Annotated in this window: 14 protein-coding genes; 11 read left to right on the top strand and 3 right to left on the bottom strand. The window is 44.5% G+C overall.

Features of this window, described 5'->3' with window-relative positions:
- Window positions 1-58 precede the first annotated feature (58 nt).
- Both gspG and gspF read right to left on the bottom strand, forming a co-directional pair.
- The gene (gene gspG / locus FOC32_RS06100) at window positions 59-556 is read right to left on the bottom strand and encodes a type II secretion system major pseudopilin GspG (protein WP_004781738.1); all 498 of its coding nucleotides are present in this window, start codon (window positions 554-556) and stop codon (window positions 59-61) included.
- A 70-nt stretch (window positions 557-626) separates the two neighbouring features.
- Window positions 627-1,832 carry a type II secretion system inner membrane protein GspF gene (gspF, locus tag FOC32_RS06095; protein WP_004781737.1) on the bottom strand — a complete coding sequence of 402 codons (1,206 nt, stop codon included), beginning with the start codon at window positions 1,830-1,832 and terminating at the stop codon, window positions 627-629.
- A gap of 149 nt (window positions 1,833-1,981) precedes the next feature.
- Between gspF and FOC32_RS06090 the strand changes: the two genes are divergently transcribed.
- From FOC32_RS06090 to tnpC, 11 genes are all read left to right on the top strand, one after another.
- The gene (locus FOC32_RS06090; RefSeq protein WP_175966637.1) at window positions 1,982-4,204 is read left to right on the top strand and encodes a primosomal protein N'; all 2,223 of its coding nucleotides are present in this window, start codon (window positions 1,982-1,984) and stop codon (window positions 4,202-4,204) included.
- A 74-nt stretch (window positions 4,205-4,278) separates the two neighbouring features.
- Complete coding sequence (locus FOC32_RS06085; RefSeq protein ID WP_004781735.1) at window positions 4,279-6,135, top strand: cation:proton antiporter; 1,857 nt, start codon at window positions 4,279-4,281, stop codon at window positions 6,133-6,135.
- Between the two features lie 50 nt (window positions 6,136-6,185).
- Window positions 6,186-7,061, top strand: a complete 876-nt coding sequence (gene hslO / locus FOC32_RS06080; protein ID WP_004781734.1) for an Hsp33 family molecular chaperone HslO — start codon at window positions 6,186-6,188, stop codon at window positions 7,059-7,061.
- Between the two features lie 214 nt (window positions 7,062-7,275).
- The gene (locus tag FOC32_RS06075; RefSeq protein WP_004781733.1) at window positions 7,276-7,725 is read left to right on the top strand and encodes a DUF2147 domain-containing protein; all 450 of its coding nucleotides are present in this window, start codon (window positions 7,276-7,278) and stop codon (window positions 7,723-7,725) included.
- A 277-nt stretch (window positions 7,726-8,002) separates the two neighbouring features.
- Window positions 8,003-8,464 carry a DUF2147 domain-containing protein gene (locus FOC32_RS06070; protein ID WP_004781732.1) on the top strand — a complete coding sequence of 154 codons (462 nt, stop codon included), beginning with the start codon at window positions 8,003-8,005 and terminating at the stop codon, window positions 8,462-8,464.
- A gap of 191 nt (window positions 8,465-8,655) precedes the next feature.
- A complete protein-coding gene (locus tag FOC32_RS06065) occupies window positions 8,656-9,117 on the top strand; it encodes a DUF2147 domain-containing protein (RefSeq protein WP_004781731.1) in 462 nt (153 codons plus the stop codon).
- 511 nt (window positions 9,118-9,628) lie between these two features.
- Complete coding sequence (locus FOC32_RS06060; protein ID WP_004781729.1) at window positions 9,629-9,958, top strand: chaperone modulator CbpM; 330 nt, start codon at window positions 9,629-9,631, stop codon at window positions 9,956-9,958.
- Between the two features lie 93 nt (window positions 9,959-10,051).
- Window positions 10,052-10,315 carry a YdcH family protein gene (locus FOC32_RS06055; protein WP_004781728.1) on the top strand — a complete coding sequence of 88 codons (264 nt, stop codon included), beginning with the start codon at window positions 10,052-10,054 and terminating at the stop codon, window positions 10,313-10,315.
- A gap of 177 nt (window positions 10,316-10,492) precedes the next feature.
- Window positions 10,493-10,876 (top strand): IS66-like element accessory protein TnpA, encoded by a 384-nt coding sequence (gene tnpA, locus FOC32_RS06050; protein WP_005100737.1) that lies wholly within the window; start codon window positions 10,493-10,495, stop codon window positions 10,874-10,876.
- A complete protein-coding gene (gene tnpB / locus FOC32_RS06045; protein ID WP_004642106.1) occupies window positions 10,873-11,208 on the top strand; it encodes an IS66 family insertion sequence element accessory protein TnpB in 336 nt (111 codons plus the stop codon). The genes tnpA and tnpB overlap by 4 nt, the downstream gene beginning before the upstream one ends.
- Window positions 11,209-11,282: 74 nt before the next feature.
- A complete protein-coding gene (gene tnpC, locus FOC32_RS06040; RefSeq protein WP_005104480.1) occupies window positions 11,283-12,908 on the top strand; it encodes an IS66 family transposase in 1,626 nt (541 codons plus the stop codon).
- Window positions 12,909-13,018: 110 nt separating this feature from the next.
- Here the strand turns inward: tnpC and pnp are convergent, their stop codons facing one another.
- Window positions 13,019-15,106, bottom strand: a complete 2,088-nt coding sequence (gene pnp, locus FOC32_RS06035; protein ID WP_171064785.1) for a polyribonucleotide nucleotidyltransferase — start codon at window positions 15,104-15,106, stop codon at window positions 13,019-13,021.
- Window positions 15,107-15,163 lie beyond the last annotated feature (57 nt).

The raw sequence follows: 15,163 nt of genomic DNA, 5'->3' as shown, positions 1-15,163 counted from the left end.
ACAACCAATCAAGTGAAGTGATATATTCAATAACCTACTAATTTATAATAATTATCAGTTAAGGTTGGTAATAAATATCAGCATCAGTTCCTTCCCCACCTGCCTGTCCATCGGCACCAAAAGAGTACAAATCAAAAGCACGACCATTGGTTCCTGGAATCACGTATTGCAGGTCATTATCCCAGCTGTCTTTTGGGTAACCTCCTTTCACATAGCCACCTGGCAACCAATTCTTCGCTGTTGCTGGCTGATTTACCAGTGCATCCAGACCACCTTCTTGCATGCTTGGATATTTGCCATTGTCCAGCTTATATTGATCCAGTGAACCCGCAATACTCTGCAATTTGATGACGGTAGTATCCACTTTAGCTTTTTCACCGCGTCCCATTACATTTGGAACAATCAGCGCTGCAAGTACGCCAAGAATAACAATAACCACCATTACTTCAATCAGGGTAAAACCTGAGGCACGATGGGCACGTAACTGGCTCACACGTACGGTAGGTTCAACCGCTATAGTTGAAGGGTCTTTGGCTTGATTTGGATTCCTTTTCATTCAATATCTCTCATTCATCTTTAGAAAGTTTCAGGCACTTTCAATTCTTTGTAGACGTTACACATGTTATTTAAATCATATTATTCATATTCACGATTGGCAGCATCACTGCGATCACAATTACCAGCACAATACTGGCCATGAATACCAGCATCAGCGGCTCTAGAAGTGCGAGTAATGTCGAGATCAGCGTGGTCACTTCCCGATCCTGCATGGTCGATGCCCGTTCCAGCATACGATCCAGCTCCCCCGAGGCTTCACCACTTTTGATCATTTGTACCATCATCGGGGGGAAATAACCACTACGTTCCAGCTGGGTAGCCAGGTTCCCGCCTTCAGTGACTTTTTCAGCAGCCAGATTAACCGAATCCCGAATCACCCAGTTATTACTTACCGCTGCCCCGATACGTAAGGCATCCACCAATGGCACACCGGACTGGGTCAGAATCGATAGAGTACTGGCAAAACGGGCAGCATTAATGCCACGTGATAATTTTCCGAATAAAGGTAGTTTCAGCGTCAGGCGATCAAAAGCATAATGCCCAGCCGTTGTTCTTAAAAACCGTACCAGAAGAAAAATACCTACCGCACTCCCTATCAATAAAAATGGCCACGCGATCCGGATAAAATCGCTGGCTTTCATTAAAGTCACTGTAATCCAAGGCAAGGCATCTTTACTTTGATCAAAGGTCTTGACGATATCCGGTACTACATAGGTCATCAGACCCATCACAATTGCAAAAGACATCAAGAGCAAAATAATCGGATAGATCATCGCCCCTTGAATCTTTTTCTGCATGGCGAAGCGGTTTTCGGTATAGTCAGCTAACTGATCCAAGATCAGGTCCAAGTGACCAGAACGTTCACCAGCCGCAATAGTGGCAATATACAGCTCTGGAAAACGTCCAGACTGTTGTAGCGCCTGAGCCAAGCTATGTCCTTCCAGCACTTTAGAACGTACTGACATCAGCAGATTTTGCACATGAACTTTTTCGCTCTGCTTGCCGACGGCGCGAATAGCTTCTTCCAGCGGAATTGCGGCAGCGACCAGTACCGAGAGTTGTCGGGTCATAAGAGCCAAATCATAAGCAGTAATGCTTTTTTCAAACCATTTGCGACGGTAGTGCTGGTCTTTTTTCTCAACTGGATCTACAGAGACCGGAATCAGCGCCTGATCCCGAAGCTGTTGCCGGATTTGTCGTGCTGAATCCCCCTCAAGCACGCCTTTTTGCTGCTTCCCTGAAGCGTCAAGCGCAGTAAACTGATATGCAGGCATTGTAATGCTCTAATTTTCCAAAATTTTGCTTAACGCTGTTGCGTCAGACCATCAAAATCATTCATATTCTTCAATATAAATTATCTGCTCACTCTAACATAACTGAACTTTGAGCACGACGAAATTTCATCAGGACCCACTCTGTTACTATGCCAAATTCTGTTCCCGTTACTGCCCCTGTTTATCGTGTTCGTGTTGCAGTGCCGGTGCATCTGTTTGACTGTTTTGACTATAGCTTGAGTCAGGAACAATATCAGCAGGCAGAAGTGGGTGCCCGAGTCGCGGTTTCTTTTGGCCGGCAAAATCTGGTCGGCGTAATTACTGAAAAATTACCGCTAGATGCTCCGATTGATCCCAGTTTCAAACTGAAAGCCATTACCGAGCTTTTAGATGACCGTGCCATTATCAATTCCCAAGTTTTAAGTGTATTGACCTGGTCAGCACAGTATTACCAGTTTCCCATTGGGGAAGTGATCCAGACTGCCTTGCCGACCTTATTGCGTCAGGGCAAACCTTATAACCTGCTGGCCCGAAACTGGAAATTGCTGGATCATGAGGCTGAAGCCAAAGTTCGCCGTTCCGAGAGGCAACAGGAAGCTTATCGGATTCTAAAACTGCATCCGGTGGGAACAACTGAGAATCTCTTAAATCTGGCCGGAATAGAAACAGCGACTTTAAAAGCACTCGAAAAAAAAGGGATTTGCGAATGTGTACTGGAAGCACAGGATTTTAGCCCGCAACCTGTACAACTGGCCCAGATGCCATTAACGGCCAATGCGGAACAAAAGCATGCGATTCAGCAAGTGCTGAAATACCGCAAGCAATATCAGGCCTTTTTACTCGATGGCCTGACTGGCAGTGGCAAAACTGAAGTCTATCTTCAGATCATGGAACAGGTACTCAAACAGGGCAAGCAGGTGCTGGTACTGGTGCCTGAAATCGGACTGACGCCACAAACCATTAGCCGCTTTCAATCCCGCTTCCATTGTCATATCGCCCTGCTTCACTCTGGCCTGAATGACAGTAAACGCTTACAAGCCTGGCAAGCCGCTGAAACCGGTAAAGCGTCCATTGTACTTGGCACCCGTTCTGCGATTTATACACCGATGCCGAATCTAGGCCTGATCATTCTGGATGAAGAACATGACCTGTCTTTTAAACAGCAGGAAGGCTTTCGCTATCATGCCCGTGATGTGGCATTGTACCGGGGACATTTGCAGCAATGTCCAGTCCTCTTGGGTTCGGCCACCCCCAGCATTGACAGCTATGCGCTGGTGCAGCAAGGCAAAATGCAGGTGCTGGAACTGAATCAACGCGCGGGTACAGCGCTAATGCCGAAAATCCATATTCTAGATTTAAAGGTAGCGCCAAAGCAGCATGGCATCAGCCTGCATCTGATTGAAGAAATTAAAAAGCGCCTGGCTAAAAAAGAACAGGTACTCATTTTTCTGAATCGTCGTGGTTATGCGCCCGTACTGATTTGTGGCAGTTGTGGCTGGCAGGCGCAGTGTCCGAACTGTGATGCCAATTTCACTGTACACCGGCAACCTTATCAGCATCTGCATTGTCATCATTGTGGCACCATTCATCGTATGCCTGAACAGTGTCCGCAATACCAGCATCAGGAGCTGGCCACTTTAGGTATGGGGACTGGAAAAGTTGAAGAACATCTGAATGAGCTTTTTCCAGATTTTGAAGTGATCCGGGTCGATCGCGACTCGACCAGCCGGGTCAGTAGTTGGCAAAAGATCTATGACAAGATTCAGAAAAGTGAGCCTGCGATTCTGCTCGGCACGCAGATGCTCGCCAAAGGCCATCATTTTCCTTATGTCACGTTGGTTGCAATTTTGGATATCGATTCTGGTCTTCTCAGTGTCGATTTTCGGGCCACAGAACGTACAGCACAATTGATCGTACAGGTCGCAGGTCGTGCAGGACGTGGGGAACATAAAGGGGATGTATATTTACAGACCCTAAGACCTGATCATGCGCTGCTGAATACCTTAGTCACTGAAAATTACCGTGCCTTTGCCAAGCAGACTTTGACCGAACGGCAAATCGCCCAGATGCCTCCTTTCCGTTATGCCGTGCTGATTCGCTGTGAATCCAAAGATCAGGCACAAAATACCGAATTCTTACAGAAACATGCTGCTCTGCTCAGGCAATATCCCGATCTGGTGCTGGACATCTGGGGTCCTATTCCTGCTCCGATGGAACGCAAGGCCGGACGCTATCAATCCCATATGGTGCTATTGTCCGCAGACCGTGCCCGTTTGCATTATTATGTCCGTAGCTGGTGGCAAAACCTGTTACAAGATAAGCCATCCAATATGAAGCTGACACTGGATATCGATCCACAAGAACTCAGCTAAAAATATTGAGCCCATCTTCATTTGAGAAAGGCTCAACTTTAAGACTGGATGAAAATAAAATTTAAGGCGGAAAAATGTCGATACTGTTACAAATAGCGCTGGTTCTGGTGATTGCACTATTAATGGTGCCACTGAGCTATAAACTCAGACTGCCAACAGTGCTGGGCTATTTACTGACAGGTTTAATCATTGGGCCGAGTGCCTTAGCACTGATCTCTGCTCCTGAGGTGATGCAGACTTTTATTCAAATCAGCCTGTTGGCCCTAATGTTCTGGATTGGTCTACAACTCAGACCACAACGAATTCTTCAGCTTAGACAATCCCTGTGGTTTATGGCCATTTTACAGGTACTGAGCACGACCCTGATTTTTGGCCTGCTGGCCTGGTTCTTTCTCGATCATAATCTGGTTTCCAGTATTGTTATCGGACTGGCAGGCAGCCTCTCTGCCATGACGTTGGTCACGCAGTTTTTAAACAATCAGCAACAACTGGCGACCAGTTATGGTCAATCCGCTTATGCCAACACCCTGATTCATGCACTGATTGCAATTCCTGTCATTGCAGCAATTCCGCTCTTTGCAGGCGTCAGTTCAACAGAACATGGCATAGCTTATTTTGCTGCCATGATGGCTACCTTTACTGGCTTATTTCTATGTAACCGCTATTTCATGCAGCCGCTTTATCGCTGGATTGCCAAAAGTGGTCGTCATGAATTGCACAGCATTGTTGCTATTGTCATTTTCCTGGGCTTACTAGTCCTGATGGATACGCTGGGACTGAATCTGTACCTGGCGGCATTATTTTCCGGTATGTTACTAGCAGATTCTGATTTCCGGATTTCGATTGAAAAGAGTCTGCAGCCTTTTAGTGGATTATTGATTGGGCTAGCCTTCATCAGTCTGGGCATGTCATTGCAGTTTGCCGATGTACTAACGCAACCTGGATTGATTATTGCTGGAACACTTTCGCTGATCCTGATTAAATTTGCGATTACCTTAGGATTGGCACGTTATTATCAGCATAGCTGGCGCAACAGTACGCTACTGGCTGCCAGTGTGGCACAAAGTGGTGAATTCGCTTTTCTGGCACTCATCATTGCACTTTCGCAGCAGATTATCACTCCAACCCGGCTCTCCCCATTGATGTGGATGGCAAGTATATCCATGCTACTCACACCGGCATTTTACTGGTTATTGCATAACCAAATTTTGCCACGACTGGATCGGCAAAATCATTTGGCAGCGACCTTTGATATTGAAAGCCTTCCACCAAATACTGCACCAATTTTATTAATCGGTTTTGGCCGTTTTGGCCAGATCATTGCCCGTATTTTTCTGCAACAGCAGCAAAAATTCAGTGTAATGGACAGCAATATCGAAGCAACTGAATTGCTAACCTCTTACGGTATTACCTTCTATCAGGCTAATGCAACTGAGCCAGAGGCTTTAGCTCAGGCACATCTGGATACGGTTCAGCATGTGATTGTCGCCATTGATGATATTGAAGATTCGCTGCTGACCGTCCGACATCTGAGATTAAATTATCCTGATATGTCTTTATGGGTACGGGCACGTGACCGGCATCATGTCCATTTACTTCAGGAGCTGGGCGTGGAACGAATCTGGCGAGAAACCTATGCTTCTGCACTAGAACTAAGTCAGGGTCTGCTAGGTCAGCTGAGTGGGTTGTCTGAAGAACAGGTGCAACAAAAGATCCATGAGTTTCATACTCACGATGAAAACCTGCTCAATAGTCAATTTCATCCGGATACGGAGAGCCCGTTTAATTCCGCAGGCTCAAGGAATACACTGGCAGAACTGGAGCATCTTTTTGCTCAGGATCAGCTAAAAAAAGTATCGGAACAGGATACGGACACGCAACAGGACAACAACGCTTCAGGAATTGATGTCATAAGAGATGATCTGGCATAACTTGTGTTTTACAATAATGCCACCATTAAAGCAGGGTTATGGAGAATTTTATGTCTGATTTACGCCAACGCTTTTTTATTGAAGATAGCCCTGTTCGTGGTGAAGTGGTGCATCTTGAAGAAGCTTTACAAACAATTTTGGCCCAGCGTGATTATGCGCCTGCAGTAAAAATCCTGTTAGGTGAAATGCTGAGTGCCACTGCACTATTAGCCAGTACCTTGAAGATTAAAGGGCGTATCAGCCTGCAAATTCAGGCTTCAGGCACATTTAAATGGGCAATGGCTGAATGTAACCATCGCGGTGAAGTACGTGCACTGGCGGATTATGAAGAAGATCCACATTTTCAGGCAGCAGAAGATAGCAGCACAGTTTTAAAATCACTGACTAATCCAGTGCTGTTTATCAATATCGAGCCTGAATTTGGTGAACGTTATCAAGGTATTGTTCCGCTTGATCAGGAAAATTTGGCTGGCTGTCTGATGCAATATTATGACCTGTCTGCCCAGATTCCGACACGTATCGTGCTGGCCAGTGACAACAACCGTGCAGGTGGTTTGCTGATTCAATTGCTACCGCGTAACAGTGAAGAAGAACAACGCCGTGTCGATGAAGACTTATGGCCACGTCTGACTATGCTGACTGAAACATTAAAAACAGAAGAACTGGTCACTCTGGAGGCCAATGAAATTCTCTATCGTTTATATAACGAAGAAGAAGTGCGCTTACCAGAAGTAGAACATTTACAGTTTGGCTGTACCTGTTCTAAAGAACGTTGTGCGATTGCCTTACAGCAGATTGGTGTAGAATCGGTTCGTGAAACTTTAGAATTCCAGAATCCAATTGAGATGGACTGTCAGTTCTGTAATAGCCGTTATATTTTTACGGCTGAAGAAGCTTTGAGCCTGTTTGGCGAACACCTCAGTTAATAACAGCCCCTGTTCGACTCAAAAAAGCACTCAATATTGAGTGCTTTTTTCATTTTATATTTTCATAAAATATTGACCAAAATTTCTCATAAAAAAGACAAATGTACTTAATTTCAAGCTTGCCCCATGATTAAAATTTGCACACCGATAGAATCAGAAGATCAACGGTATTTTCAAAGTAAAAAAAATCAAAAAAATAAGTGGAATATTTTAAATGAAATTTCGATATTTAATGGGTGTGATGTTATGTGCTGTGCAGAGCTTCAGCTATGCAGCCGAAATCACGGGCACATGGAAAGCCATTGATGACAAAACGGGCTATGCGCGTGCTGATGTTGAAATCAGTAAACTCAATGATGGTACCTACCAAGGTAAAGTCATTCGTATCCATGCCATTCCAAATCGTCCTGCACATACCCATTGCTCTAAATGTAAGGAGGCACTGAAAGATGTACCTATTCTGGGTCTCTCTGTCTTATCAGGTCTAAAGCCAAATCCAGAAAAGAAAAATGAATTCGTTAATGGTTCAATTCTCGATCCACTAACCGGCAATGTCTATAAAAGCAAGGCAACGCTGAATTCCCGAGGCAATGTGCTGACGCTTCGTGGCTATGTAGGTACACCCATGCTCGGACGTACAGTGTCCTGGGTGAAAGTCGAATAAACCTCATTTTTTTATAAATTCTCATCTGTAAGCTGTCTGACCAGATCAAAGGCTTGGACAGCTTAAAATCATTATCTTTATTCCATTCCTTATCACGAAAATATTCCCCCCTCTCATTAGGATGAATGAACGTAATTTTTAACTCATATTCATTTTTCTTAATTTAATGTGATGATTGACTGGTATTTAGTGTATTTTTCACGTTATATTAATCCCATAATTTTTTTATGACTTTAAGAAATTAAATATATTTTCAATAACATGGGGTAATGTGGCAATGAGATTCAAACTGCTTTGTTCTATCATTCTTACAGCAGCAAGCACCATCAGTCTATCTGCTTTCGCCAACAGTGACCCATTACTTGGCCACTGGAAAACCATTGATGACCGTACCGGTTATTCCTTGGCAGATGTGGTAATTAGTAAGGATGCCCAGAACCGCTATATTGCCAAAATTGTGTATGTTCGTGAGATTCCTGGGGCAGCTCGACAGCAGACTTGCACTCTATGCAAAGGCGCATTGAAAGATCAGCCTCTCATTGGACTGACGATGCTCAAGGGATTGAGTAGTCATCCCGACCATAGCAATGAATTTATCAACGGCACTCTGCTCGACCCGGCTTCTGGTCAGCTTTATCAGGCCCGTGCCCGCCTGAAAAATAATGGCAGGCATCTCGCCATTCATAGCCGCGCTGAAGGTGCAACGGTCGGACGCAATATGACCTGGATTAAAAACTAGTTTCGAATTCAGACTATTAAGAAAAAAAGCTCCTAAGGAGCTTTTTTATTTTTATCTCATGTGATAATTCACATGTATTCATTAATTTTATGCCAATCTCATCACAATTTATACTATTGATTTTGTTACAATTTATAAATAAATTAGAGTAATAAGTCTAATATGAATAATCATTGATCAACAGGCATGTTATGAAGAAAATTTTAAGTCGCTTAATGATGGGGATCACATTGGCAACAGTAGCAGGTTTAAGCCTTGCTTCTGAAGATCCACTACTGGGGAAATGGAAGACTATCGATGATCAATCCGGTTATTCTCGTGCTGATGTCGAAATCCGCAAAAAACCAGATGGTAGCTATGAGGGAATTATCGTAGAAACCCGCAGCCTGCCAGGTGCAGAAAAACTGGGAATCTGTAGCAAATGTCCAGGACAGCTTAAGAATAAACCATTTATTGGCTTGCCATTTATCTGGGATTTTAAGGCAGACCCAAAAAAACCTCGCGAATTCCATGATGGCAAGGTACTTGATCCAATCAGCGGTAAAGTTTACAAAGGTAAAGCACGTTTAAGCGCCAATGGCAAACGCCTGACCCTGCGTGGTTATGTAGGCGTTTCGGTTATCGGACGCAGTGTTACCTGGATAAAATACTAATTTTTTTCAGTTTTCCATGCCCCTGTTTCAGGGGCTTTTTTAATGGTTATGATTTGAAACAATTAAGTACAAATAAAAACTGTTTCCCTTAGCCCAAACTCATAATAATGAATCGAAGACGGTTATTTTTTATTCACACAATGATCTATCTTCAGCTGCAATTCAATCTGCTACGGACTCTGGAACAGAGTATCCATGCAACATGTATTCCTCAATTGATCGGCATGGGTAAATGTGTGTTGCAAACAACGGATGGTTTGCAAATGACAGATAAAACTATAAAAACAGATGCCCGCCTAGATCTTTGTTTCCCTGCTCAGACTGAGCTGTTCAGGTTCAAGCAGGATTTCCATAGGATAAGAGTTCCTCTTCTAGGTAGGATGCTGGTTCAAATAGCATCCCATACCGTTAGGGCACAGCGCAGCGGCCATAAAATATTATGGCATTCCCCTACTTCAGGACGACCTTCCTTTCTGAATGTCTCAAGCCTGGCTGTTTAAGGAGTAGAGCTATGACTACAATTCAATATAGAGAAAACTTTTCCAACGGTTATATCCCCTCTGAAATCATGGATGATCGTACCTTTGATTTGTTCCACTTTTCTGAAGCATGTGGCCAAAGTCCGGAATGGGTGATGCAACTCATTGAACATGGAATTTTGCCGAACCGTTCTAAAACGCATCCTGGTACCTTCCTCGGGGAAGATATTACTCGAGCACAACGGGCTTACCGTTTGCAGCGTGATTTTGATGCTTCCTTTAGTGCCGTTGCCATGATGCTGGATCTCATTGATGAAGTGCAGGAATTACGTCGCGAGGTGAAACATCTGCATTTCAAGTAATGTCTTTTAATGTCCGGTCTGCTTGAGTTAAATCAATGCGGACTAGGGCATATTTTGCTTTTTTCTTTTATTTTTTGAGTGATAAATATCCCTATGAAAACCAAAGACTGCAATAAAAAGATCAAATATATGTTCCCAGAATACCGTGATTTAATTGTGCAATTACGTGAGGAAAATCCGTACTTTGCCCGACTGTTTGAGGAACATAGTGAATTGGACAAACAGATTAGCCAGCTTGAACTCGATCCAGTCAATCATATCAATGATGATATCGATGCGATTAAACGCAAAAAACTGAAATTAAAAGACGAGATTTATCGCATGTTAAAAAATTCTGAAGCCGATCCGCTTACCTGAATGAGAACAGCTTTCTCAACCAAGAGTGTTTCAATACAAGGCTTAATCATCCGTTTTACTTAAAATGTGATTATTAAATGATCTTGGCTCTGTAAGCGTCCGCTGAACACACCTTATGAATTCGTCCTATAAGCCTTAATTTAGTCCTCACTTAAAAACAAGTGGGAACTTAAATTTATGACTACAAATAACCAGACATCCATCGCATCTCTTACGATAAAACGAAGAACATATAGTGCTGAATTTAAACAGCAGATCGTTCAGGCGTGTAAAGCATCGGAGGTTTCAATTGCTTCGGTCGCTTTGCAACATGGATTGAATACAAATCTTGTATCCAAATGGATTCGCTTAATTGATGCTAAGCCAGGGAATGATCGCTCACTACTACCGAATAAACCTGCATTTATTGCCTTATCTTGCTCTGCACCATTAGATCCTATTTCTACTGGCATGTTAACGGTTCAAATTACTTTACCCCACTCAAAAGCAGAAATTGGCTTGAAATGGCAAGTATCAGAAATGTCTGCTTTAGCAAAATTACTCAAGGCACTTACAACATGATCCGTATCGATGAAATCTGGTTGTCTACTCAGCCCATGGACATGCGTGCAGGTATGGATACGGCCATGGCTCAGGTGGTGAGAGCCTTTGGCTACATCAAACCGCATTGTGCTTACCTGTTCTGTAATAAACGTGGCCATCGCATGAAAGTGCTGGTACATGATGGACTGGGGATCTGGCTGTGTGCTCGGCGGTTGGAACAGGGAAAATTTCACTGGGCTAAAGTTCACCAGGGTGAAAGCGTAGCCCTCAGCCCAGAACAGTTACAGGCACTGATCCAGGGTTTGCCTTGGCAGCGCATTGGACGACAGCAAGTGGTCACAATGCTCTAAACTAGCTTGGTCCAAGTTGCTATTCTCCAAACGTTCTATTTCATTCTTCTCATGACCTCAGGCATACTGCGGTCATGAATACACTGCCTGATTTAAGCCAACTGACCCATGAACAACTGCTGGAATTTACTAGACAGTTGGCAATGCAACATCAGTCTCTGGCACAATCAAACCAGCAATTAGATGCCAAAGTTCAGCATCTTGAAGTATCCAATCTGCAATTAGATGCCAAAGTTCAGCATCTTTCCATTCTCAATCAAAAATACGAGCATGAACTTGCGCTGTTTAAAAAGCACAAATTCGACAGTAAAAACGAACATCTCACCGCAAAACAAATCCATCTCTGGGATGAAGCGGTCGAAGAAGATATTGCCGCTGTTGATCTGGAACTGGAACGGCTGAATGCAGATAAAACTGATGCAGCGACACACAAAGCCACAGTCAACAAACCTAAACGTCGACTGCTGCCCGATCATCTACACACCATCCGTATTGAGCATGAACCTGCATCAACCCAATGCAGTTGTGGCTGCCAGTTACGTCGTATCGGCGAAGATATCAGTGAAAAACTGCATTTCAGACCGGCACAGTTCTATAAGGAACAGCATGTACGTGGCAAATGGGTCTGTGATCAGTGTGACACCCTGACTCAGCAAGCGATGCCCGCCTATGTGATTGATAAAGGTATTGCCAGTCCTGAACTGCTCAGCCATGTGCTGGTATCGAAGTATGCCGATCATTTGCCGCTGTACCGTCAGCGCCTGATCTATCAGCGGGCGGGCATTGATCTGTCCAGATCCACGTTATCTGACTGGATTGGTCGCTGCGGTGTAGAACTGGAACCTCTGGCCAATGCCTTAAAACAGGTGGTGCTGCAACAGCGGGTGATCCATGCCGATGAAACACCAGTCACCATCATGCGGATGGGTGATGATGAGAAAAAACCGAAGAAAGGTTATGTCTGGGCCTATGCCACTACACAGTACAATCCAGTTCAAGCGGTGATCTATGACTTTCAGGATAGCCGTTCAGGTCAGCATGCAGAAGAGTTCCTGAATGGCTGGCAGGGCCATCTGGTCTGTGATGATTACAGTGGTTATAAAGCACGCTTTAAATCAGGCGATGTCATTGAGGTGGGCTGCATGGCGCATGCGCGTCGTAAATTCCATGAGCTACATGTGACTGGGAAAAGTCAGATCGCTGAACAGGCATTAGTGCTGATTCAGAAACTGTATGCGATAGAAGCAGAACTCAGGAAAAAGACCGATAGTACAGCAGAACACCGCCGCGAATACCGACAACAGCATAGCCAACCGGTGATGCAACAACTGTATGAATGGCTCAACCAGCATCAACTGACGGTGCCATCGAGTTCTCCAACCGCCAAGGCCATCAATTACACTCTGAAGCGTTGGCCAGCTTTAAGCCGCTATCTGGATGATGGCAATCTACCGATTTGCAATAATTGGGTGGAAAACCAAGTGCGGCCTTGGGCGTTGGGACGTAAGAACTGGTTATTTGCAGGTTCGCTGCGTAGTGGTCAGCGAGCGGCAAACATCATGACTTTAATCCAGTCAGCAAAGCTGAATGGGTTGGATCCGTATGCCTATTTAAGTGATGTGCTGAAAAGATTGCCGACCCATAAAGTGACCCAAATAGAAGAATTGCTACCACACCGCTGGAAATCCAACTCAAATTAAAAAATAGACATGGGGTTCAGCGGACGCTTACTTGGCTCTTAAATAAAGAATCTGTCCAAATAAAAAAGCCCGCATGATGCGGGCTTTTTCAGACTTAAAAAGTCATCGAATTATGCTTGTTCGATGTCTTTCATTGTCAATTTAATACGACCACGGTTATCAACGTCAGCAACTTGTACTTTCACTTCCTGACCTTCTTTCAATACGTCAGCCACGTTGGCAATACGTTCGTTAGAGATTTGAGAAATGTGAAGCAGACCGTCAGTACCCGGCAGAATGTTCACGAACGCACCGAATTCAACGATACGAATCACTTTACCTGTGTAGATGGTACCTGGCTCAACTTCAGCAGTCAGCGCTTGGATTTTTGCAATCGCAGCTTGTGCAGCAGCTTTAGTTTCACCAAATACGCGTACTGTACCGTTATCTTCGATGTCAATCGCAGCTTTAGTTTCTTCAGTGATTTGACGAATCGTTGCACCACCTTTACCAATCACGTCACGGATCTTGTCAGGGTTGATGTTGATCACTTGGAAAGTTGGTGCGTGCATAGAAATTTCTGGACGAGCACGTGAAATCACTTGGTTCATTGCATTCAGGATGTGCATACGACCTGCATAAGCCTGGTTCAATGCAACTTCCATGATCTCTTCGGTGATACCTTCAATCTTGATGTCCATTTGTAGCGCAGTAATACCGTTAGCAGAACCCGCTACTTTAAAGTCCATATCACCAAGATGGTCTTCGTCACCCAGGATGTCAGAAAGAACTGCGAAACGTTCGCCTTCTTTCACCAGACCCATTGCAATACCCGCAACTGGTGCTTTAAGTGGAACACCGGCATCCATCAATGATAGAGAAGCACCACATACAGACGCCATTGAAGATGAACCATTAGATTCAGTGATGTCAGATACGATACGGATTACGTACGGGAAGCGGTCAGCTGCTGGAAGCACGGCTTGAACACCACGACGAGCTAGACGGCCGTGACCGATTTCACGACGTTTAGGACCAGATTCACGACCTGTTTCACCTACAGAGTATGCAGGGAAGTTGTAGTGAAGCATGAAGTTATCAGTTTTGGTACCAGCCAGGGTATCTACCATCAACGCATCACGAGTATTACCCAGAGTAGTAGTGACCAATGCCTGAGTTTCACCACGTGTGAATAATGCAGAACCATGAGCACGCTCTAATACGCCAACCTGTACATCAAGGGCACGAACAGTTTTAGTATCACGACCGTCAATACGTGGTTTACCAGACAGGATGTTGTCACGTACGGTACGGTATTTAAGATCTTCAAATAATTCGTTTACGTCATCAGCAAGACCAGTTTCGTCGCCTTCTGGAACGAACTGAGCTAGCGCTTCTGCTTGAAGTGCATCAAGTGCTGCATAACGGTCTTGTTTCACCGCAACGGTATATGCTTCAGAGATTTTCGCTTCGAATGCTTCTTTCAGTTTTGCACGAAGGTCTTCGTTTTTCTCAGGTGCAACCCAAGTTGATTCTTTCGCACCAGCTGCAGTCGCGAATTCTTTGATTGCTTGGATCGCGATTTGCATTTCATCATGACCGAACAATACTGCACCCAGCATTTGGTCTTCCGAAAGTTCTTTCGCTTCCGATTCAACCATCAGTACTGCAGATTCCGTACCTGCAACGACAAGATCAAGATCACTTTCCTTCAATTGTTCAAAGCTTGGGTTTAGAACGTATTCACCGTTGATCAGACCCACACGTGCCGCACCGATTGGACCACGGAATGGTGTACCTGCAATCGCAAGTGCTGCAGAAGTACCCAGCATTGCTGCAATGTCAGCTTCCATAGTCTTGTCAGAAGACACAACAGTCGCAGTCACCTGGATTTCGTTATAGTAACCTTCTGGGAACAATGGACGAATTGGACGGTCGATCAGACGTGAAATCAGCGTTTCAGCTTCAGATGCACGGCCTTCACGTTTACCGTAACCACCAGGAATACGGCCAGCTGCGTATTGTTTTTCTTGATAATTAACAGTCAGCGGGAAAAAGTCTTGACCTGCTTTAGCAGTGGGTTGAGCAACAACAGCAACTAATACAGTTACGCCGCCCATGGTAATCAATACGGTATTGGCTTGACGCGCAACACGACCTGTTTCTAGGACAACCTGATGTTGGCCAAATTGGAATTCTTTACGAACAATATTAAACATCGACATGTTTTATTTTTTCCTGATTTTATTCTAGTGGAGACCCCTAAGGTTTGGCAT

Origin of the sequence: Acinetobacter sp. FDAARGOS_724 (assembly GCF_013364475.1) — a bacterium.
Classification (GTDB): Bacteria; Pseudomonadota; Gammaproteobacteria; order Pseudomonadales; family Moraxellaceae; genus Acinetobacter; species Acinetobacter variabilis.
This window is presented reverse-complemented; position numbering and strand designations above follow the sequence as displayed.